The following is a 21,951-nucleotide window of genomic DNA, read 5'->3' on the forward strand; positions in this document are numbered from 1 at the left end:
GTCTCCTACGATTCTTCAAGGTCCCACATGAGGACGGACACGGCGTACGGCGAGACGGTGTGCTGGTCGTGGGTCGCGTCGTCGAGCAGGCCCCAGCGGCCCGCACCGAGGAGCGCCACCTGGTGCTCGACGACTGGCGCATAGCTGCGGTGCGGCACACCCTGAAAGCACACTGGGTCGAATCTGTTGAGGATCTGCAGTTGGCGGCGTCCGATGCCGGCCGCGCCCATCACATAAAGGTCGAGATAACCAGCGAGGGCGTAGAACTCCGGCAGCGCGTCACGGCGCTGCTCCCAGTCGCCGTGGTTGGGTTTGTGAGCGGGAAACGTCCGCAGATAGAACGGCCAGGATCCGGCCACCGGAAAGCTCGCGGTGATACGCGGATCGAGCGCGTACACCGTCGTGGCCCAGGCGCCACCGGAGAGCCCCACCATCGCCACGACCGAGGGTTCGGCCACGGTGGAGAGGTGATTGACGATGACTGCCAAGGGCTCGAGGAAGATGCTGAGGGCGGAGAAGTCCGGCGATTCGTACTCCGCGAGGATTTCATGGATACGGTGCGACTGCGGCCAGACCAGCCGGGACGGATCGTCGGGGCTCGCGATCGGTTGCGCGTTCCAGCCAAGGAACGGCATGTCGACCACCACCACGGCGTACCCCCTGTCAAGCAACGCCTGCGTGGCTCGCAGCATCGCCGTGCCATAGGGCGGGGCGTGGGGATTGCCGTGGCTGGTGTGGTAAATCGCGAATCGGCCGTTGGCCTCACCTGACGGCCAGACCAGATAGGACGTCGAGACCACCTGGTATGCCAGCGGGACGACGAGCCGGTCGACGCGGCCTCGCCGGAGTTCGGTGAGGTCGGGCTCGTCGATGCCGCTGACCACATGTGGTTGCTGCGCTGGCAGGCCGTGGCCCTTCCAGATGTAGTCGATCAGCTGGGCCCGTCGTTTCTCGACCTCCGCCATTGTGGTGACGGTGATCAGGCGTTCGACATCGACGCCGATCGCCTCGGCCGGCAGGGTGTTGTAGAGCTCGGACTGCGCGGCCGGGATGGTGTGGTTGACGGGGGCTACCGGCCGCAGTGGCCGTCGAACTCCGCCCATGCGCGGGTCCTTTCCTGGTCGCGAGTCCTCACCACATTGCTCGTTGCACCACCCCATGGCGCAGGCGTGGCGTGGTCAGGGACGTAGCGAAACTCGTAGTCGCCAGCCACGTCCGGAAGCTGGAACGTTGTCGCGCCGGTCGTGTGCTCCGAGCCGACCAGCTGCCGCGCCAGGCACTCCGCGCCGGGGATGCCGGCCTGGTAGAGCCTGATCCAGTCCTGGCTGGAGTGTCCGGGCGGCGCGGTCCAGTTGACCCGGATCGCTGACTCATCCCGGTCGTGCTGTGGTGACGCGTTGACCGTGACGGGTACCCAGCCGCCGAGCACGACGGCGGGGTCGCTCCAGTACGCGGCCTCGGAGCTGGTGAGTTGACGAGCACAGGCGAGCCGGTGGCGGACGTCGACGGGCATACCGTCGAGATCGACACTGTGGTACTCCCAGAACCTCACCTGCTGCGCCCGCGTGCAGTCGTCGGGCGTGATGTGCCAGCCGTGTCGATGAATATGGCGGTCCATTATCGTGTCGATGAAGATGACCTGGCTGTGCGGAAAGACTTCGGTGGCGATCCGGCCGAGGTAGACCGACTCGTCGGGAACGTCGTCCGCACGGGTGAGCCGGTTTCGGACAAAGACGTTGCCAGGAAGCGTGTCGTCGTTACGGATCTGCGTGTAATAGCCGGCGCCGAGTGCGGTGAGGTTGGACTCCTGGACAAAGACGCCGCCGACGCCCCAGATGAAGTCGACATCTCCCTCGATCGAGCTGTTGGTGACAAGACAGCTGCCCTGGAGACGAACGGTGTCCTGGCGGCTGATGAGGGTGACGCGGTTGAGGAGGACCCGGTCGGCGTTCGCCCGGAAAGCTTCGGCCTGCGAACCCCCGTCAGGAGTCGTGTTGCGCAGGGTGAGGTTCTCGAGGGTGAAGTCGGAGGCCTCGACGCCGAAGTTCGCCCGCCAACAGTTGTAGAGATCTGGCTTGTCGAGGCGCCGCCTGGGACAGCGACTCTCGGAGGGCTGGCCGTTGAGGACGTTGTTGTTGGCGTACTGGATGACTGTGCGAGTCCGGTCGTGGCCCCGCACGGTGATGAACGGTTTCTCTGGTCCGACGTAGTTGATCTCGGTGTAGATGCCGGGCGCGACATCGATGAGGAATTCCTCGGAGTTGCCCTCCGGCACGAAGTCAAGCGCGCCTTGCAGGGTACTGAAATCGCCTGCGCCGTCGGCCGCGACGAGGAGCCGGCGGGCGTCTGTCGGGGGAGGGGAGGACCTGGTCGTGAAGCACCAGGTGCCGCGCCGCAGGCCGGGGAAGCCATCGAACACCTCGGGGTCGATGGTGATCTGGTAGTTGGTGTCGTAGGCGAGCTGCTGATGCAAATAGATCGTCGCCGTGGTGCCGTTGACGATGACGGGGAAGTAGTGGAACTCGTGCGGGACGCCCGCGTCCGACCGTGCCCCACCGACCGTACGCCGATACGCGCGGGGATCGGCGAGGTCGATCCGGTCGACGAGTGAGCCGTCCGCGCTGTGGACCTCGATGAGGCCACGGGCACCGATTCGCGGAATGTCCCCGAAGGCGAGTCGTAGGGGTGTGTCGACACACACCCCGGTCGCTCCGGTCTGGGGCTCGAGCCACGGATCGACGTTCATGGGACGCACCTCGGCTCGTCGAAGGTCGACCTGAGGAAACGACGACGGCGATGAAGCCCGCGCGGCGTCGCGCGTGAAAGGGCTTTCCGGCCGGCGTTAACAATAGCTGGCATGCCGCCCGCATTCCACCCACGACGAGCCAGGGCGACTCAGAGGTGGGGCGTCGGGGACTCAGAGGCGCGGACGGGACATGAAGACGATGGTCTGGTCACGGACGCGAAGGATGTGCGCCTCGAGAAGGGATCGGGCGCGTTCGCGTTCGCCGCTCTCAAGCGCATCGACGATCGCCTGGTGCTCGGCGACCGCGCTGTCGAGCCGGGTGGGGGTCAGCGGCGCCTCCATGCCGGCGCGGGTGACGTGGATGCTCAGGTGGAGGTCGTCGTACAACGCCAGCAGCTTCGGAAGTCCGGCGAGCTCGACCAGAGCGCGGTGGAACCGCCCGTCGTTGTGACGGAAGTCGATGTATCGGTCGGGGTCCTGGATGGCAACGGGCGCAAGCTTCTCGGCTTCCTCGACGAGCTCGCGCAGAACCGCCGGCGGCTTGAGATCCGGCCGCTCGGCGAAGACGCGCAGGCTGTGGGACTCGATCATCAGGCGGAGTTCGAACAGCTCGTACAGGCTGCTGAGTGAGGGAATCGCGACCGTGAAGCCGGCGACCGGATCGTGGGCGAGCAGGCCGCGCTCGCGGAGCCGGCCGACGGCACTGCGTACAGGTGTCCGGCTCATGCCAAGTCGGCGCGCGAACTCCCTGACCGGCACCGGCTGACCCGGCTGCGGGTGCTCGCGGGTCAACCACTCCACGAGGGCACGGTGGGCGCGGGCCTCGAGGCTGTCGTTGTCCGGAGAGGGTTCGGTGGACGCCGCGGGTGTCCGGGCGGAGTCGCCGGTGGATCTGCGTGTGCTCATTCGTCTCTCCAGTTCGGTCGTGCTGCGCCGACGACCTCGAATCGGCGAGGTAAGCCTGGTTCGGGCTCATGGTATGCCGGTCTGTGCTGCTCGTCAGTGTCAGGGGATGCCGATAATCACGCGGCATTTCGCAGCTGGACGGAACCGGCCGAAACACAGGGTTGACTCTGCTACAGGTCGATCACAGAATCGTGGCATTCCTCTGGCATGCACCTGGAGTGCACATGTCTGATCAACGTCTTCACGGCATCATTCCTCCCGTGGTGACGCCCATGAAGCCCGACGGTGGGCTGGATGGCGCGTCACTTGAGCGGCATGTGAGCCACCTGCTCGATGCGGGCGTTCATGGTTTCTGGGTGAACGGCTCGACGGGAGAGTTCCACGCCCTTGATCCCGACCAGCGGACCGCCGCTGTCCGGACGACCGCGAAGGCGGCCGGCGCTTCGGTGCCCGTCGTGGCGCATGTTGGAGACACGGCAACGGCACGGGTGATCGCGCACGCCCGTGCGGCCGTCGACGCTGGTGCCAACCACCTGTCAGTGATTCCGCCTTACTACGGCGTGTTCACGCAGGCGGAGCTGCGCGACCACTACCGGAGAATCGCCGACGCGGTTGGATTCCCGGTACTCGTGTACCACCTACCACGTATGACCCGGAGCAGTCTGAGTGTGGACTCGATCCTCGAGCTCGCGCGCGAAGGCGCCGTGATCGGCGTCAAGGACAGTGCCAATGACATGACCTGGTATCGCCAACTGTTGCGGGCCGCGGCGAACACCGATGTGCCTCTTCGGTGTTTCACCGGTGGCGGCAGTGTGACCGACCTCGGCCTGTTTCTCGGGGGAGTTGGGGCAATGCCGGGACTGGCCAATCTCACGCCCAGACACCTGGTCGCGATGTACAACGCCGCCCTTTCGGGGGACTGGGTGCGGCTGCGCACGATGCAGGAGGAGTTGGAAGACCTCATTGAGGCGTTGAATCTCCCGCATCGCGTCATGGGTTGGGCGGACACCATCAGCGTTTACAAGTTCGTGCTCACCGCGACAGCGAACCTCGACGGCCCAGACGCGGCGCCGCCGTCCGCTCCGCTGGACGAATCAGAGAAGGACTTCCTGATGTCCAAGGCGGTTCCGCTCGTCCTGCATCTGGAGCGACCGGTGTCGTAGGTCGTCAACGTACGACGGAATCCAGCCGCTGCTGGTCCCGTCGGGTGAGCATGGTGAGAGGAGTGGAGATGAAGAACCCCCAGCAGCTCCGGGCGTCCCACCTGGCCCGACGCGACATGTTGAAGGGAGGTATGGGTGCCCTGGTGGCCCTCTCGCTCGCCGGCTGTAGCTTCTTCGAGACCGACGCCGTGAAGAAGGGCGAAGGCGCCAACCCCGGGAAGGGCGCGGGCGCCAGCAACGCGAAGGAAGCGCCGGCCCTGGCAGCCAAGGTCAAGAAGGGCGAGCTTCCGGCGCTGGAAAAGCGCTTACCGAAGACCCCCATGGTCGTGAAGCCAGTCGAACGCGCGGGTGTGTACGGCGGCACCTGGACCTCGGCCATGGTCACCCAGGAGGATTACCCCTGGCTGGAGAACACCGCGGGCTATGAGCCGTTGGTGCGATGGACCCCGAAGTACACCCACTCCCCGGGGACCGACGAGATCATGCCCAATGTCGCGGCGGCGTTCGAGGAGCAGGACGGCGGCAGCGCCTTCCAGTTCAAACTGCGTGACGGCCTGAAGTGGTCGGACGGCGCCCCGTGCACGATCGAGGATCTGCGCTTCACCTACGAGGACTTCAACGTCTCCGAAGAGGTGCACCCAGACGGCCTCTACAGCCTCTGGACCTCGCCGACATCCGGACGTCCGGCGAAGTTCGAGAAGGTGGACGAGACCACCTGCCGCTTCGTCTTCGAAGAACCCAAGCCGGGCTTCCTCAACGAGCTCGCGAGCGGCATCGCGATGGTCCTGCCGATGCACTACATGAAGGAGTTCCACAAGAAGTACAACCCGCAGGTCGACGATCTGGTCAAGACGGCCGGTCTGAACGACTGGCTGCAGCTCTTCGACGCCCGGCGCGACACCTGGCGCAACGCCGACCTTCCGACGCTCAATGCCTGGAAGGTCGTGACACCCATCGGTGAGGGCAGCACGGTCGTCGCCGAGCGGAACCCTTACTACTGGAAGGTCGACGCCGACGGCCGACAGCTTCCGTACATCGACAAGCTGCAGAGTCAGATCCTGCTGGACGTCGAGGTCGAGGTCCTCAAGATCGTCAACGGTGAGCTCGACATGCAGATGCGCAACTTCGGGACCGTGCGCAACAAGCCAGTCATCGCCCGGAACCGCGAGAAGGGCGGCTACCGGCTGGTGACGATCGGTCCGGACGGGCCCAACAACATGGTGATCGGCTTCAACCAGACCCACCCCGATCCCAAGAAGCGCGAGCTCTACCGCAACAAGGACTTCCGGATCGGTCTTTCGTACGCGATCAATCGGCAGAAGATCATCGACTCGATCTACGGCGGCCAGGGCCGGCCGTGGCAGTGCGCTCCGCTGCCGGACGATGCCGTCGCCGACGAGGAGCTCGGCACGCAGTACACGGAGTACAGCACGGCGAAGGCGAACGAGTATCTCGACCGCGCCGGCTTCGCGGAGAAGGACGGGCAGCAGCGACGACTGGGTCCCGACAACAAGCCAGTCACGGTCATCGTCCTGGTCAACTCCGAGATGCCTGACCAGGTGGACGCGCTGGAGCTTGTCCGCAACGACTGGAACGCCGTCGGAGTGACGATGCAGATCCAGCGGGTCGCCGAGACGTTGTACTGGGAGCGGGTGGAGGCCAACCAGGCGGAGGTGTCCACCTGGACCGCGGGCGGCTTCGAGGTGCGGGCGACGCAGGGCTCCAACCACTACTACGTCCCGACCAACACCCGCGGCGCCTCCCGCTACGGGAGCACCTGGGCGCACTGGTATGTGAGCAAGGGCAAGGAGGGCGAGGAGCCACCCGCGCCCGTCAAGAAGCAGTTGGAGTTGTTCGACAAGATGCGGGCGACGTACGACGCGAACGAGGCGATCGCCTTCGGCAAGGAGATCCTCGCGATCACCCGCGAACAGTTCTACTACATCGGTATCAGCACCCCGCCTGAGTCGTACGGCATCGTCAAGAACACCTTCCACAACGTTCCCGAATCGATGCCGGGCTCGGTTGGCTACAAGCCGCCCGGTCCAACCAACCCCGAGCAGTACTTCATCAGTGAGTAGTGCGGCGCCGGTGAGAAACGCCGAAGGGAAGGGGTGGTCGAGATGCTGTCGTACATCACGCGTCGCGTGGCGCTGATGCTCGTGACCCTGGCCGCCGTCTCGATCACCACCTTCTTCATCATCGGTCTCCCGCCGGGCGACTACGTGTCGACGCTCCAAGCCCAGGCGGAGAGCCGTGGCGAGGAGATCGACCAGCAGCGACTGGCTCAGCTGCGCGAGCGCTACGGACTCGACCAGCCGTTCATCGCGCAATACGGCAAATGGATGTCGAACATCCTTGTGCGCGGTGACTTCGGCGAGTCGTTCGCCTGGAACAAACCTGTGTCGTCCCTCATCTGGGACAAGGTGGGTCTGTCGTTCTTCCTGTCCGTGAGCACGCTGCTCTTCGTGTGGGCGGTGGCCTTTCCCATAGGTGTGTTCTCGGCCGTACGCCAGTATTCGGCCGGGGACTATGTGGCGACGTTCTTCGGCTTCGTCGGTATGGCGGTCCCGGAGTTCATGCTGGCGTTGGTGTTCATGTACATCGGCATGAGGTACTTCGGGCAGGACGTAGGTGGGTTGTTCTCACGCGAATACATGGACGCCGTGTGGAACTTCGGAAAGGTCCTCGACCTGCTGTCCCATCTGTGGCTGCCGATTCTCATCATCGGCATGTCGGGGACGGCCGGGACCATCCGGATCACCCGGGCGAACCTGCTCGACGAACTCCACAAGCCATACGTCGTCACGGCCCGCGCCAAGGGGCTTCCGGAATGGAAGCTGCTGCTGAAGTATCCGGTCCGGATGTCCCTGAGTCCCTTCTTCAGCACGGTCGGTTGGCTGCTGCCGGGCCTCATCAGCGGCGAGACGATCATCTCGATCGTTCTGAGCCTGCCGACGACCGGCCCACTGCTGTTCGGTGCGGTCCTGAGCCAGGACATGTATCTCGTCGGCAGCTTCATCCTGATCCTCAGCACCCTCACGGTCATCGGCACACTTCTCAGTGACCTCGCGCTGGCGTGGTGGGATCCGCGGATCCGCCACCGGTATGAGGGAGGATAGACATGCGGGACACCAGGGGCGCCTCGCAGTGGCGGTTGATCTGGCGACGGTTCCGGAAGCACCGCCTGGCCATGGTGGGCTCATTCATCGTCCTCCTGATCTATTTCGTCGCCGCGTTCGCCGAGTTCCTGGCGCCGACCACGACTGGCGCCCAGAACGAAAACTTCGCCTATGCGCCGCCACAGCGGCTGCACGTCTTCGACGAGAAGGAAGGCTTCGGCCTCTACGTCCACGGGCTCAGTTCCAAGCGAGATCCGGTAACTTACGAGCTGCTCTTCACCGTGGACGAGTCCGCCCGTATTCCGATGGGCTTCTTCGTCCGCGGCGAGCCGTATCACCTGTGGGGACTTATCCCGATGGATCGTCACCTGATCGGTCCGACCGACCGTGGTGAGACGGTTTATCTGCTCGGCGCCGATCGTGCGGGGCGCGACATGCTGTCCCGGATCATCTACGGAGCAAGGGTTTCGCTGTCCATCGGCCTGGTGGGTGTGGCGGTGAGTTTCGTCCTCGGCCTGCTTCTTGGCGGGATCTCCGGCTATTACGGCGGCGGCCCCGACACCCTGATCCAGCGGCTGATCGAGTTCCTGATGGCGATACCGACGTTACCGCTCTGGCTGTCACTCTCCGCGGCAGTACCGTCGGGATGGGGCCCGCTCACGCGCTACTTCGCGATCACGGTGATTCTCTCGGTGATCGGATGGACCGGTCTGGCTCGCGTCGTCCGCGGACGGTTCCTCTCGCTGCGGGAGGAGGACTTCGTCACGGCGGCGCGGCTCGACGGGTGCGGCAGGAGCCGGATCATCTTCCGGCACATGGTGCCGTCGTTCACCAGCCACATGATCGCGTCGATGACGATGGCTGTCCCCGGGATGATCCTCGGCGAGACGTCGTTGAGCTTCCTGGGGCTCGGGCTTCAGTCGCCGGCGGTGAGTTGGGGTGTGCTCCTGCAGGACGCCCAGAGCGTCCGCGCCCTGGAGACCGCACCGTGGCTGCTCTTTCCCGGCATCGCGATCTTCGTCACGGTGCTCGCGATGAACTTCGTCGGTGACGGTCTGCGCGACTCCGCGGATCCTTACAAATAAGGCAGGGAGTGGCTGTGGCTACGGGCGAGACGATCCTGCGGGTCAAGGGACTCAAGACCCACATCTTCCTCGAGGACGGTGTGGTCCGCGCGGTCGACGGAGCCGACCTGGAGATCCGGCGGGGCGAAACGCTCGCCGTGGTAGGAGAGTCCGGGTGCGGCAAGAGCATGATGGCCCGCTCGATCCTGCGGCTGGTGGACCGGCCCGCGCAGATCGTGGATGGAGAGATCTGGGTACGCAGACCACCCGGCAAAGGCGGCAACTCGGACGGCGCGGCGGAGATGGTCGATCTCGTCCGCGCCGACCGGCGGGTGGTCAGGGAGGTACGCGGCAAGCGCATCGCGATGGTCTTCCAGGAGCCGATGACCTCGCTGTCGCCGATGCACACCATCGGCGACCAGATCGCCGAGGTGATCCTGCTCCACGAGCAGGTCACAAAGCAGGCGGCGCGGCGGCGGACCATCGAGTTGCTCGGCCGGGTCGGCATTCCGGCGCCGAAGGTCCGGGTCGACTCCTATCCGTTCCAGCTGAGCGGTGGGATGCTGCAACGGGCGATGATCGCGATGGCGCTGTCATGCAACCCGGAGTTGCTCATCGCCGACGAGCCGACGACCGCACTGGACGTCACGACGCAGGCGCAGATCCTGCAGCTGCTGCGGACGCTCCAGAAGGAGTACGGCATGGCCGTCATGCTCATTACCCACGACCTCGGGGTCGCGGCGCAGATGGCGGACCAGGTGGCCGTGATGTACCTCGGCGTGGTGGTGGAGCGTGGCGACATCGTGTCGACGTTCCGTTCGCCGTTGCATCCGTACACCCAGGCACTCCTGCGGTCAGTGCCCAAGCTCGGGCTGTCCGCGGGCGCGCGACTCGCACCGGTGCGAGGGATGGTTCCGCATCCGTACCAACGGCCGTCGGGATGCCCGTTCCACACCCGCTGCGATTCCTTCATGGCTGGAAAGTGCGATCTCACGGTGCCCGAACTCCTGCGACAGGACGACGGTCGCGAGGTGCGCTGCCTGCTGTACGACGGGACGGCCGGGGCGGGAGCGGTCGCGCCCGGCGCGGAGGGGAGGAACGCATGATCACGAGGGAGCTGAACACGGAGCAAGCGAAGGTTGACAGTGGTGTGCTGCTCGAGACGCGCGGGCTGACCAAGCACTTCGCCGTACGCCGCGGGATGTTCGGGCGTACGGTCGGCACCATCAAGGCCGTCGACGGCGTGAGCCTGCGGGTCCCGAGTGGCACGACGGTCGGTTTGGTGGGCGAGTCCGGGTGCGGCAAGAGCACGTTGGGTCGTTGCATCCTCCGTGCGCACGAGCCGACCAGCGGTGAGATCCTCTTCCGTCGCGAGGACGGCTCGGTGTCTGACCTCGCGAGGCTCAGCGAGAAGGCGTTGAAGCCCTACCGCCGGCAGATACGGATGATCTTCCAGGATCCGTACTCCTCGCTGAACCCTCGGATGACACTCCTCCAGATCGTCGGCGAACCCCTCAAGGTCAACCGATCCTTGTCAGCTGGCCAGATCGAGGAGACAGTGGCCCAGTTGCTCACCCGGGTGGGCCTCCGACCGGAGTACATGCGCCGCTATCCGAACGCGTTCAGCGGCGGCGAACGGCAGCGCGTCGGTATCGCCCGCGCACTCGCGCTCGAACCACGGCTCGTGGTGGCCGACGAGGCGGTGAGCGCGCTCGATGTGTCGGTGCGGGCTCAGATCCTCAACCTGCTCAAGGATCTACAGCAGGAGTCCGCACTGACGTACCTCTTCATCTCCCACGATCTCGGTGTCGTGGAGTACATGGCCGACGAGGTTGTCGTGATGTACGTCGGCAAAGCGGTGGAGGTCGGCGCGACGGAGGAGCTGTACCACCGGCCCCTGCATCCTTACACCGAGGCATTGTTGTCCGCCGTGCCCGATCCCGATCCCACCGCCCGGCGGGAGCAGATCGTCCTGGGCGGTGAGGTCGCGGACCCATCGAACGTTCCGACCGGCTGTCCGTTCCACCCGCGCTGCTTCTACGCGAAGGATCGGTGCAAGGCGGAGGTGCCGGCGCTCCGCGAGGTCTTGCCGGGTCGGCAGGCGGCGTGCCACTTCGCCGAAGAACTCAGCTTGCGAGGGATCGCGCGTACCCCCGCCGGTTGAGCGTGGACGCGTCGATTCTTGAGGAGGAGAGCGGATGAAGGACGAACGGTTCAACGGCATCGTCACGGCGTCGGAGGAGGATCCGGGGGTACGCACGGCACTGCTGCCGGTGCTCTACGAGCCCGACAGTCATGCCGCCAACCTTGTGGAGTTGGACAACGGCGACCTGCTGTGCGTGTGGTTCAACGGGCCAGGGGAGGGCGAGCCGGGCACCAACGTTGTCCTGTCGCGCCTGCGTCAGGGCACGGATCGGTGGACTGAGCCGGTGCTGCTCGCGAGTGATCCCGACCGCTCCGAGCAGAATCCCGTGCTCGCGAAGGGACCCGACGGGCGGCTGTGGTTCCTGCACACGTCCAACACGCCGAACAACCAGAAGACCGCCCGGGTCGTGGTGAGGTTCTCCGACGACAACGGCGAGACGTGGACCCAACCGGAGATATTGTTCAAGGAGCCCGGCATCTTCCTCCGGAATCCACCACTTCTCCTGGACGACGGCAGCTGGCTGCTCCCGTGCTATTACTGCCGTCCCACCGGCGAGCGCAGTGTGGTGAAGATCAGCGAAGACCAGGGGCGTTCGTGGCAGGAGTACGCCGTTCCCGACGCCGAATACAAGGTGCAGATGAGTGTCGCGGCACGGTGTTCGTTCCGGCCCCCGCGGGCTTCGCCCGTAGGGCCCACCCCCGACCGGGGGGACGGCACGCTGCTGGCGGTGTTCCGGAGTCGCCGGGCCGACCGGATCTATGCCAGCGAGTCGGCCGACCTTGGACGCACCTGGACGCCACCGGTGCGGACCGGCCTTCCCAACAACAACTCCGCCGTCCAGCTCACCGCCCTCCGCAGTGGCCGGCTGGCCCTGATCTACAACGACGCGAGCCTGGAGCGGGATCAGTTTCGCTGGGTCGGATCGGCGGAAAGCCCGCGCAAGAAGGCGGTGCGTACGCCGCTGACGTTGGCGCTTTCGGAGGACGGCGGCCGGACCTGGCCGTATCACCGGAACGTCCAGATGGCAGACCTTGAGTATCGCGAAAACGAGATGGGGTATTCCTATCCGTGCGTCATCCAGACCGCGGACGGCCGGCTGCAGATCGCGTTCTCCTATCTGCGTAAGACGATCAAGCACGTGTCGCTCACCGAGGACTGGATTGTGGAGGGTACGCGGTGATGGCAGGTCGCCTGGAGGTCGAGCGCTGGGGCATCTTCGAGCGGGAGTTCGCCGGGCCGTCGGACGGCAATCCGTTCAAGGAGGTGCGGCTCTCGGCGAGGTTCCAGTACCGCAACCGGATCGTCGAGATCGATGGGTTCTACGACGGTGACGGGACCTACCGCCTCAGATTCATGCCCGACCAGCCGGGCGAGTGGCGGTTCGTGACGTCCAGCAACGCGCCCGCTCTCGACGGGTTGCGTGGGGAGTTCGTGTGCACGGCGCCGACGCCGACGAACCACGGGCCGGTCAAGGTCGCCGGGACGTACCACTTCAGGTACGCCGACGGCACGCGTTACCTGCCCTTCGGCACGACGTGCTACCACTGGACCCATGCGATGGAGGAGACCCAGGAGCGCCTCACACTGGAGGCACTGGCGGGCTCGGCGTTCAACAAGGTACGGATGTGCTTGTTGCCCACCGGGGGGATGACACCACCTCTGTTGGCGTTCGAGGGAGACACGCCAGGCCAGCTTGACAAGACGAGGTTCAACCCAGCGTTCTTCGCGCATGTCGAACGCCGTCTCGATGACCTGCTGGCATTGGGAATCGAGGCCGACCTCATCCTCTTCCACCCCTACGACAAGGGTCACTGGGGTGTCGACAACATGACCCGCGAGGAAGACACGTACTTCCTGCGGTATGTCCTGGCCCGCCTTGGCGCCTACCGCAACGTCTGGTGGTCACTGTCGAACGAGTACGACTTCAACACGTTCAAGAGCATCGAGGACTGGGACCACCTTCTGCGGTTCGTGCAGCACCACGATCCGTACCAACGGCTCCGGTCGATTCACAACGGCACCAAAATGTACCTCTCCTCGCATCTGTATGACTTCACCAAGCCGTGGATCACCCACCAGAGCGTCCAGCACTGGGACGCGGCCCTCACCGAAAGCTGGCTGGCCAGTTGCGCCAAACCGGTCGTGATCGACGAGATCTCCTACGAGGGCGACATCACCCGCAGGTGGGGAAACATCACCGGTCAGGAGTTGACCCATCGGTTCTGGCAGGGCATGGCGGCCGGTGGCTACGTCGGGCATGGGGAGTGTTTCGCGGACCGGCCGTCCGGTCCCTGGATCTCCAAGGGCGGTGAGCTGTACGGCGACAGCCCGGAGCGGATCGCCTTCCTGCGGCGGATCATGGAGGAGGCGCCGGCGGACTGGATCGAGGCCCGTCGCCTTGGCACCTACCTGCTCGACTATCTCGGCGCCGGCCAGCAGGCCTACCACGAGGTGGAGTTGCCCGACGGAGTCGATTACCACGTCGACCTGATTGATGCCTGGGAAATGACGGTGACACCCGCGGGCACTCACTCCGGTCGGTGCCGGATTGACCTTCCTGGCCGCCCGTATCTGGCCCTGCGCTTCCGTGCGGCGTCGTCGCTCTGACCGACAGGAGACAGCGAGTCATGACAGATATCGCGCGGGTCGAGCGCTGGGGCGTGCTGGAACTCGACTTCGAGGTCCCGCAAGCTGAGGTTGACGGGGACCTTCAGGTGACCTTCGCCATCGGTGACAGCGTCTTTGTCTCGGAGAGCTTCGTCGATGAGGCCGGTGCCCTGCGGGTGCGCTTCATGCCGGGTCTGGAAGGCACCTGGACGTGGACGGCACACAGCGACCACGCCGACCTTGACGACCGCTCGGGGGAGTTCGTCTGCGGGCCCGCGGGAGACGGCAACCATGGTCCGGTCCAGGTCAGCGACGATGCGCACTTCCGCTATGCCGACGGCACGCCCCACCACCCGCTCGGCACCACCGCGACCAGCTGGTACCTGGCGGAGGCCAGCGTCCGCAAGGCGACCTTGCGGACGTTGGCCGGCGGGCCGTTCACCAAGGTGCGGATGGGTGCGGTGCCCGGGCGCCTCGGCGAGCTCGAGAGTGCTGTCCGCGACCTGGCCGAGCTTGGTATCGAGGCGGAGGTGATCATCTTCCACCCCTATGCCGGAGGGGAGAGCCCCGCCAGCCTGGGTGAGGAGGCGTGGCGGCGCTACGTCAAGGAGCTCGTCTCCCGCCTCGCGGCGTTCCGCAACGTCTGGTGGTGCGTGGTGAGCGAGCCCGGCCTCGGGTCGACCCCGGCCGAGGGCTGGGCAGAGGCGTTCCGGCTGGTGGAGGAGTACGACTACGGCCGGCACCTGCGTACCTTCCACGGTCGTAGCGATGCCGACTTCGGCAGCCCGTGGATCACCCATACGAGCGTACGCTCGGACGAGGTCCGGGTGATCACGCCGCTCAGCCGGCACCACGGTAAGCCGGTGATGGTGGACGGATGCGGAGCCGAAGGGGACAGGCCAGACCCTGCGAGCAGCCTGACTCCGGAGGAGCTCGTCATGAAAGCCTGGGAGGGCGTGTGCCGGGGCGGCTATGTGAGTCATGCCGAGTCGTACGTCACAAGGGGGTTGGCCCCGTGGTCGATCCATGGGGGCGAGCTGGTCGGTGAGAGCGCGCCCCGGCTGAGTTACCTCCGCGAGGTGTTGGCGACAGCACCGGCCGACCTGCGCTACAACCCCTTCTACTACGACGCTTCCACTCTCGAAGCGCCAGGTGAGTACTACCTGCAGTATTTCGGCCCACATCGCTTTCCTGAACGCAGGTTCGAGCTTCCGCCTGGTGACTACCACGTGGACGTGATCGATACCTGGAACATGACGACGCACACGCTCGAGGGGACCTTCTCAGGTGAGTTCCGTGTCGAACTTCCCCGGCAGCTCTACTACGCCCTGCGGATCCGCCGAGCCGACAGGGCCTGAGGACGAGATCAGCTGGACACTGACGGATCACGGTGACCGGCAGCGACTGGAGTTGGTGGAGACGGCAGCGGGCGGGACGCTGCGACTGTCGTGCACGGGTGAGGCGTCGGCGTACGTCGAGATGGACCTCAGGAGATTCCTCACCATGTCGACGGGTCGGCCCTGGCGGCTCGACTTCCCAGCGTTGCGGGATGTCCGGATCCGTCGAGCAGGAGCTGCCCTTGTGGTGTCCTGCGGGCAAGGGGACCTTGCGGTCGAGATCACCCTGGCGTTCGGCGCCGACGACGTGCTGCACGGTGAGGTGTCGTGGCGGAACCCCGGCCAGGTTCCTCTCACCGAGGTCGCCGTCGGTGTGGCGCTGGAGCTCCCCGAGATGGTCGGCGAGAAGGTGACGATCCCGCAGGTCCTCTACAACAACAATCCGTCGGCCGCGACCGACCGGATCGTCCCGAAGTTGGGGGTGGGGCCCACGGGTGGACTGGTCTGCGAGGAACACCGCCTGCCCATACCCGGTGTGAACGTCGAATGGAACGCCGGCGGAACGCCGCGACACCTCAGCTTCCTCTCCTTCCCGTCGTACGTGCGGCGAGCTGACGGCATGGTGCAGTACGGCGCGCTGGGTGCCGTGCGCAAGGAACGCTTGACGCTGGTGGCGACCAGTGGGCCGGTGATGTTCAACGGGCACGCGGATGTCGCTTACGTGCACAAGAGCCGGACGGCTCCCACCGATGACGGCTATCTCGAGGTCCTGCCCGGCGCCAGCGTGACCAAGAGCTACGCCTGGTCGTGGGGTCGGCATACCCGGCCGGGCCACGGCTTTCGGGAGCTGGTGCGCACCGGCCGGCGCCTCTTCAACGAGGAGGGCGCCGCGCCGCTCAGCCTGGACGAGATCATCGGGTACAAACGGGCGGCGCTGGATGATCGATGGACAGTCGCTGGCGCCGCGGCAGGTTACGTGAAGTTCAATGCGGGCAACGCGTTCGGCGCGTCCGACAAGCGGTCTCCGCACCTCATGTACGGCTGGACCGGGCAGTGCCTGAAGCTTGCGTGGTGTGACGCCGCGATCGGTCTGGCGACGAAAGATCGAAGCAGGGTCGAGCGCTGTCGACGTGCGGTCGACTTCTACCTGTGGGGCAGCGTGACCCCGGTGCGGGGTCTGCGGATGAGCACCTACTGGCTGGAGGAAGGGCGTTGGTCGGCGTTCGCCCGGGACGGCCGGGAGGTGATCTCGAGCCGGGCGTACGGGGAGACGATGTGCGACCTGGCCGACATCATCGGGTTGTTCCGCGCCCATGGGGAGTCCGTGCCCGCTGCGTGGGTGGCCGCACTGCGCGACAGTGCGAACTTCTTCGCGACCGGGATATTGCCAACCGGACTCCTGCCCGCCGGCTGGTTACTCGACGGCAGTCCTGCCTCCGATCTCGTTTGTTCTGCCGGGCTCCCCGCCGTCGTCGCGCTCGTGAAGGCCCACCACATCACGGGTGACCGCGACTACGCCGCCCGGGCGCAGGCGCTGGCCGAGCATTACTACGAGACCCATGCCCGCACCTTCGACCGGCCGTTCGCGCACTCGACGCTCGACGCGGCCTGCGAGGACAAGGAAGGCGGGATCTACTTCTTCCTGTGTGCGTACGAACTCCTCGCGCAGACCGGTGAGGAGCGCTATCGAGCCTGGGCGGAGGTGGCGGTCGACTGGCTCCTCACCTTCGTCTACGTGTGGAACCCTGAGTACGACGAGGGCGCACCGTTGCGCGAACGCCGCTTCTCCGCGGTCGGCTGGCCGGGCGTGAGCGTCCAGAACCACCACGTCGACGTCTTCTTCCCGGTCTCGGAGCTGTGGGACTTCGGCCGGCTGGTCGGGCGTTCCGACTACACCGAACTGGCTGAGCGGATGATCCACGCGATGGGGCAGGGGATCTCTACGAGGAAGGGGGAGTGGGGCTTCGACCTGCTCGGCGAACAGGCCGAAGCGTTCTTCCCGACGAACTGGCAGGCGCGTGGCACGAGCAACACCTGGAACCCCTCCTGGGTGATCGCGCAGGTGCTCTACCACGCCTGGCGGATCAGGGCCGCCCGCTGAGCAACTTCCTGCGGTGTACCGCAATCGCCACCCCGAGGGCGAGGGTGGCATATCCGCAGGTCACGGCCAACCCTGCCGATGGCGGGAGCGGGTAATAGCCCCCGAGCAGTGACTGGTCCACGTCCACATGTGCGAACGTGGGGACGCTCTGCGTGATCGCGAACCCAGCGGCAGGGGTGATCATCAGCAGCCATGGCACCAGACCCGCGGTCGCCAGCAGGTAGGGCACGACGACCAGCGCGGTGGCCAGCCCGACGGCGACGATGCCTCGCTTGACCAGCGCGGCTAGGCCCAAAGCCAGCACGGCGGCGGCCGCGGCCAGCGCCGCATAGCCGACGATCACCCGGAGTTCGGTACCCAGGGTGATCGGCTGAACCGGGTTCTGATTGGCACGCAACATCGCCAGGCCGACAGGGACCACGACCCCCGAGGCCACCAGCCCCGCCACGAACGCGACTGCGCCGACCACCGCGGCCTTGGCCGCCAGCAGCCGCCCTGGATGCGGTGCGGCCAGAGGGCTGCTCCTGATCGGCCCCCGCCGGTGTTCCGCCGTGAAGAACATGACCGCCGCCACGAGCACCGGGATCAGCCCCACGCCCCCGCCGATCAGCATGAGGTCAGCGCGCAGACCGCCCTCCACCGTGGCGGGCCCGATGTCACCGCCCCCGGTCACGATGAGCTTGTCGCCGGACTCGACGACCCGGCCCGGGTGATGCGGGGTCCTGCCGTCCGACTCCATGGAGACGCCGACGTCGTCGCGGCGCCACGAACCGTTCGCGCCCTGCAGCTTGATCTGGTCGAAGGTGGCGGTGGCCTGGGCGAAGGCTTTCGCCATCTCCCACAAGACGCCTGGTGAGGTGGCGAACAGCCCGATCTCGACTGTCTCTGGCAGCCCGGTCAGCTTGACTGTGCTGACCTCGGTCCATGTCTTGCCGTCGTCTGACTCGTGGCCGGTGATGGTGTCCCCCGACCTGGTCAGCCGCAGCCACTGCGGTCCATTGTGAGGACCGCCGGCCACGTCGTGGATGTAGTTGTGCTGCATCCGCACGCCGTGATGTCCGGTGAGCATGACGGCGGCATACGGTGTGCCCTGCTTGAGGCTCTGCCTGACGAGGAGCCCGGCCTTCGCCCACGGCACCACCCCCTCCTTGACGTTGCGCACCCCGGGTACGGCGTCCGGCAGCCGGATCTGCCCGGTCATGTCCGACACTCGGGCGGTGATGCTGCCGTTCCCCTTGAGTGGCTGGTGCACGAAGTAGTACCTGTCGTTGACCGCTATGCCATCGGGTCCCACCAAAGGCGCGGGGCAGGCGCCCTCGCCCTTCCCGGTCACGCAGGTGCTGCGGACGCCCCCGGCGATCAGCAGTCCGAGCGACACGGTGACCAGCACGGAGGCCGCCATGGTGAGAACCCAGCCGCGTACGGTGCGGAACTTGGTCCACTCCTCCTGCAGCAACTGGGGGAAGCCGTCTCGCACGACCCGTTGGCCGGATCGGTAAGGCGTAGATGGAGTCATGCCGACGGTTGTACGCGGCACCCGGTTCCAGCCGGGTCGCAGCGGCTGCGACCCGGCTGGAACCCGAGATCTGGCATCGTCAAACCATGGCACCTCGACCCGACCGCCGGTTTGGCCGCCCCGCCCGCACGACGACCGGCGGTGAGTGGCGGTGAGGATCCTCGTCGTCGAGGACTTCGAGGTCCTCGCTCGCTCCATCGGAACCGGGCTGCGCCGCGAGGGCATGGCCGTCGACGTCGTCCTGGATGGAACCACCGCCCTCGACCGCCTGGTCGCCACCCGCTACGACGTGGTGATCCTCGACCGCGACCTGCCCGGGGTCCACGGGGACGAGATCTGCCGGCGACTCGCTCACGGTCGCTGTGAGACCCGCGTACTGATGCTCACCGCCTCCGGCACGATCGAGGACCGCGTCGACGGGCTCAGCCTCGGCGCCGACGACTACCTGCCCAAGCCCTTCGCGTTCGCCGAACTGGTCGCCCGCGTCCGTGCCCTGGCCCGCCGCGCTACCCCGCCGCTACCGCCCACCCTGGTATGCGGGGACATCACCCTCGATCCGGCCCGCCGTATCGCGTTTCGGGCCGGCAGGCGCCTTGAACTGAGCCCCAGGGAGTTCGCCCTCCTCGAATGCCTGCTCGCCGTACCTGGCCTGGTCATCTCAGCTGAGGAACTGCTTGAACGCGTCTGGGATGAGGCCACCGACCCCTTCAGCAGTGCCGTCAAGCACACCATGCACCGGTTACGGGCCAAGCTCGGCGACCCGCCCGTGATCGAGACCATCCGCGAAGCCGGCTACCGCATCGGACCGTCATGACCTCCCAGCAGTTCGCCAGAAGGTCCTTGCAGACGCGGCTCGCGCTCGCCTACGCGGCGGGCATCTACGCCGCCGGGGTCTTGGTGCTCGTATTCGTCGACGTCCCGCTCGCCAGCATCCAGGCGGCCAAACCCAAAGGCCACCCCTCATCGAGCGCGATCACCGAAACCGGGCCCGGGTTCAGCCTGCCCCAACTCCTCATGGGATCGGCCGTCGCCCTGGTCATTCTGATTCCCATCGCCCTGGCCCTCGGCTGGTACGTCGCCGGCCGGTTCCTGCACCCGCTGCGCGCCATCACCGCCAACGCCAAAGTCATCTCCGCCGGAGACCTCCACCGGCGCCTTGACCTCGGCGAGCCCACGGACGAGCTGACCGAACTCGGCCACACCCTCGACGACCTGTTCGCCCGCCTGCAAGCGTCCTTCGACGCCCAACGCCGCTTCGTCGCCAACGCCTCCCACGAGTTGCGCACCCCTCTCGCCGGCCTGCGCACCCTCCTTGAAGTCGCCCTCGCCGACCCCGATGCCGACACCGACACCCTGCGCGCGGCCTGCCAGGAGGCCCTCGCTCTGGGCGGACACCAGGAGCGACTCGTCCAAGCACTGCTCGCCCTGGCCACCAGCGAGCGCGGCGTCACCCGCTGGGACACCATCGACCTCGCCCACATCGTCGAAGGAGTGCTCGCCTCCCGCCGCGGCCAGGCAACGGAGACAGGCATTGACCTTGCCGGACACCTAACGCCGTCAGTGATGGCCGGGGACCCGAGACTGATCGAAAGCCTCGTCGCCAACCTCATCGACAACGCCATCCGCCACAACCACAAAGACGGGCACGTAAAGATCACTACTCAGACCTCAGGCACGCAGGTGGCCCTTACGGTCACCAACAGCGGGCCAGCCATAGCGGACAACCAGATCCAGCGACTCTTTCAACCCTTCCAGAAAATGGCGCCTGATCGTAACGGCCGCCGTGACGGCTACGGTCTCGGCCTCGCCATCGTCAATGCGGTCACGCAAGCTCACCACGCAACCCTCACCGCCAGCGCACGCCCCGAAGGCGGCCTGTCCATCACCGTGCGGTTCGCGCACGGAACTCATCCGATCCTTCCCGAATAGCTGCCGATTGCGGTTATCCGCTACATCGGCAGGAAGTCTTCGGGTGTGACCGCTCGACCGTTGACCGTGACGCCTTCCAAGCTCAGCCCGTCGACGCTTGTCGTGATGCTTTCTTGGGCCATCACGGCGAACTCGCAATGGTCGAGCGTGACGTCGTGCACGGGATTTCCGGCGTTGCCGGCGATGTACCACGCCCGAGGTCCAGACCGCGCGACCAGACCGGTGACGCGAATGCCGCGCACATCGGGGTAGTGGCTGCCGGAATCCACCCGGGCATAGTCGAGGGCGATCTCGAGCACCGATTCGGCAACCGTGCCGCAGGAGATGTCGCGGAACTCGATGTCGCGAACGAAGCCGCCGCGTTCCGGGTTGGACTTGATCCGCAACGCGCGAGCAAGGCGTGGGCTGTCCATGCGGCAGTCCCGAGCCAGCACGTTGCGGATGCCGCCAGTGGTCTCGCTGCCGATCGTGACGCCACCGTGGCCGTCCCGCATCTCGCAGTTCTCGATCAGGACGTTCTCGCAGGGAGCGTTGATCCGGCGACCGTCCGCGCCCTTTCCAGCCTTGATCGCGATGCAGTCATCGCCGGTGTTGAAGGTGCACCCACGGATGAGGACGTCGATGCAGGATTCCGGATTGCAGCCGTCGTTGTTGGGCCCACGCGGGCTGTCGACCACCACGTCCTGGACGATGACGTTGCGGCAGAGCACCGGATGGATGGTCCACATCGGCGAGTTCGTGACGGTGACGCCCTCGACCAGGACGTTGGTGCATCGGTAGAACTGCAGGAACTGCGGGCGAAGGTGGTGCCCAGCGCCGAAGACCCGCTTCTCGACCGGGACCCCGCGCTCGGCCCAGTCGTTCAGCCTGGCCTTGTCGCCGAACTCCTCCCGCCCACCGCGGCGTACCCAGTTCCACCAGTGGTCATCGTCGGCCCGCCCGTCGATCACTCCCGCGCCGGTGACGGCGACGTTCGTGCGCTCGTAGGCGTAGATGAACGGCGAGTAGTTGAGGAGTTCGACGCCTTCGTAGCGAGTGTGGACGACCGGGAGGTAGTCCTGCGGGTCACGGCTGAACGCGAGCGTGGCGCCGGCCGCGAGATGGAGGTCGATCCGGTCACGTAGGTGGATCGCGCCGGTGACGAAAATGCCCGGCGGCACGACCACCCGGCCACCACCGGCGTCGGCACACTCGTTGATCGCCGCGCGGAACGCCGGTGTGCTGTCGGTCTGGCCGTCCCCGATCGCACCGTAGTCGGTGACGATCACGGTGCGGTCAGGGAAGGTCGGTCGTTGGGTACGTGAAGTGCACATC

Annotated in this window: 17 protein-coding genes; 12 read left to right on the forward strand and 5 right to left on the reverse strand. The window is 66.2% G+C overall.

All coding sequences use genetic code 11. The features are described 5' to 3' along the window. Positions 1 to 5: 5 nt before the first annotated feature. The 3 genes from B141_RS0117865 to B141_RS0117875 all read right to left on the reverse strand — a co-directional run bounded on the left by B141_RS0117865 (position 6) and on the right by B141_RS0117875 (position 3,652). Positions 6 to 1,103 (reverse strand): helix-turn-helix domain-containing protein, encoded by a 1,098-nt coding sequence (locus B141_RS0117865; protein ID WP_020576549.1) that lies wholly within the window; start codon positions 1,101 to 1,103, stop codon positions 6 to 8. Beyond that, positions 1,070 to 2,746, reverse strand: coding sequence for a pectinesterase family protein (locus B141_RS0117870; RefSeq protein ID WP_020576550.1), 1,677 nt, complete (start codon positions 2,744 to 2,746; stop codon positions 1,070 to 1,072). The genes B141_RS0117865 and B141_RS0117870 overlap by 34 nt, the downstream gene beginning before the upstream one ends. Positions 2,747 to 2,917: 171 nt before the next feature. Continuing rightward, entirely contained in the window at positions 2,918 to 3,652 is a 735-nt protein-coding gene (locus B141_RS0117875) for a GntR family transcriptional regulator (protein WP_020576551.1), read from the reverse strand. A gap of 224 nt (positions 3,653 to 3,876) precedes the next feature. Here B141_RS0117875 and B141_RS41335 point away from each other — a divergent pair, with 224 nt between their 5' ends. From B141_RS41335 to B141_RS0117925, 10 genes are all read left to right on the forward strand, one after another. Beyond that, the gene (locus tag B141_RS41335; protein WP_063828628.1) at positions 3,877 to 4,815 is read left to right on the forward strand and encodes a dihydrodipicolinate synthase family protein; all 939 of its coding nucleotides are present in this window, start codon (positions 3,877 to 3,879) and stop codon (positions 4,813 to 4,815) included. A gap of 68 nt (positions 4,816 to 4,883) precedes the next feature. Then, on the forward strand, positions 4,884 to 6,896 hold the full coding sequence (locus B141_RS0117885) for an ABC transporter substrate-binding protein (RefSeq protein ID WP_020576553.1): 2,013 nt from the start codon (positions 4,884 to 4,886) through the stop codon (positions 6,894 to 6,896). Positions 6,897 to 6,938: 42 nt separating this feature from the next. Then, entirely contained in the window at positions 6,939 to 7,937 is a 999-nt protein-coding gene (locus B141_RS0117890; RefSeq protein ID WP_026257324.1) for an ABC transporter permease, read from the forward strand. 2 nt (positions 7,938 to 7,939) lie between these two features. After that, positions 7,940 to 9,022 carry an ABC transporter permease gene (locus tag B141_RS0117895; protein WP_020576555.1) on the forward strand — a complete coding sequence of 361 codons (1,083 nt, stop codon included), beginning with the start codon at positions 7,940 to 7,942 and terminating at the stop codon, positions 9,020 to 9,022. 14 nt (positions 9,023 to 9,036) lie between these two features. Next, on the forward strand, positions 9,037 to 10,107 hold the full coding sequence (locus B141_RS0117900; protein ID WP_020576556.1) for an ABC transporter ATP-binding protein: 1,071 nt from the start codon (positions 9,037 to 9,039) through the stop codon (positions 10,105 to 10,107). Beyond that, on the forward strand, positions 10,104 to 11,165 hold the full coding sequence (locus tag B141_RS0117905) for an ABC transporter ATP-binding protein (protein ID WP_020576557.1): 1,062 nt from the start codon (positions 10,104 to 10,106) through the stop codon (positions 11,163 to 11,165). The genes B141_RS0117900 and B141_RS0117905 overlap by 4 nt, the downstream gene beginning before the upstream one ends. A 34-nt stretch (positions 11,166 to 11,199) precedes the next feature. Continuing rightward, positions 11,200 to 12,327, forward strand: a complete 1,128-nt coding sequence (locus B141_RS0117910; protein WP_020576558.1) for a sialidase family protein — start codon at positions 11,200 to 11,202, stop codon at positions 12,325 to 12,327. Next, the gene (locus B141_RS0117915; protein ID WP_020576559.1) at positions 12,327 to 13,754 is read left to right on the forward strand and encodes a DUF5060 domain-containing protein; all 1,428 of its coding nucleotides are present in this window, start codon (positions 12,327 to 12,329) and stop codon (positions 13,752 to 13,754) included. The genes B141_RS0117910 and B141_RS0117915 overlap by 1 nt, the downstream gene beginning before the upstream one ends. Before the next feature lie 20 nt (positions 13,755 to 13,774). Then, positions 13,775 to 15,112: a DUF5605 domain-containing protein gene (locus tag B141_RS0117920; protein WP_020576560.1), complete on the forward strand. Its 1,338-nt coding sequence runs from the start codon at positions 13,775 to 13,777 to the stop codon at positions 15,110 to 15,112. After that, on the forward strand, positions 15,051 to 17,192 hold the full coding sequence (locus B141_RS0117925; protein WP_020576561.1) for a glycoside hydrolase family protein: 2,142 nt from the start codon (positions 15,051 to 15,053) through the stop codon (positions 17,190 to 17,192). Before B141_RS0117920 ends, B141_RS0117925 begins: the two co-directional genes overlap by 62 nt. On the opposite strand, the gene B141_RS0117930 is transcribed toward B141_RS0117925, so the two are convergent. Then, the gene (locus B141_RS0117930; protein ID WP_051114111.1) at positions 17,176 to 18,708 is read right to left on the reverse strand and encodes a hypothetical protein; all 1,533 of its coding nucleotides are present in this window, start codon (positions 18,706 to 18,708) and stop codon (positions 17,176 to 17,178) included. The two genes, B141_RS0117925 and B141_RS0117930, sit on opposite strands and share 17 nt — an antisense overlap. Before the next feature lie 151 nt (positions 18,709 to 18,859). On the opposite strand from B141_RS0117930, the gene B141_RS0117935 reads away from it, so the two are divergent. Further along, positions 18,860 to 19,522 (forward strand): response regulator transcription factor, encoded by a 663-nt coding sequence (locus B141_RS0117935; RefSeq protein ID WP_026257328.1) that lies wholly within the window; start codon positions 18,860 to 18,862, stop codon positions 19,520 to 19,522. Continuing rightward, entirely contained in the window at positions 19,519 to 20,637 is a 1,119-nt protein-coding gene (locus tag B141_RS0117940; RefSeq protein ID WP_020576564.1) for a sensor histidine kinase, read from the forward strand. Before B141_RS0117935 ends, B141_RS0117940 begins: the two co-directional genes overlap by 4 nt. A gap of 20 nt (positions 20,638 to 20,657) precedes the next feature. Here the strand turns inward: B141_RS0117940 and B141_RS0117945 are convergent, their stop codons facing one another. Next, the gene (locus B141_RS0117945; protein ID WP_020576565.1) at positions 20,658 to 21,950 is read right to left on the reverse strand and encodes a glycoside hydrolase family 28 protein; all 1,293 of its coding nucleotides are present in this window, start codon (positions 21,948 to 21,950) and stop codon (positions 20,658 to 20,660) included. Position 21,951: the final 1 nt, after the last annotated feature.

Source organism: Actinopolymorpha alba DSM 45243, from assembly GCF_000373925.1.
In the GTDB taxonomy this organism is placed as follows: domain Bacteria; phylum Actinomycetota; class Actinomycetes; order Propionibacteriales; family Actinopolymorphaceae; genus Actinopolymorpha; species Actinopolymorpha alba.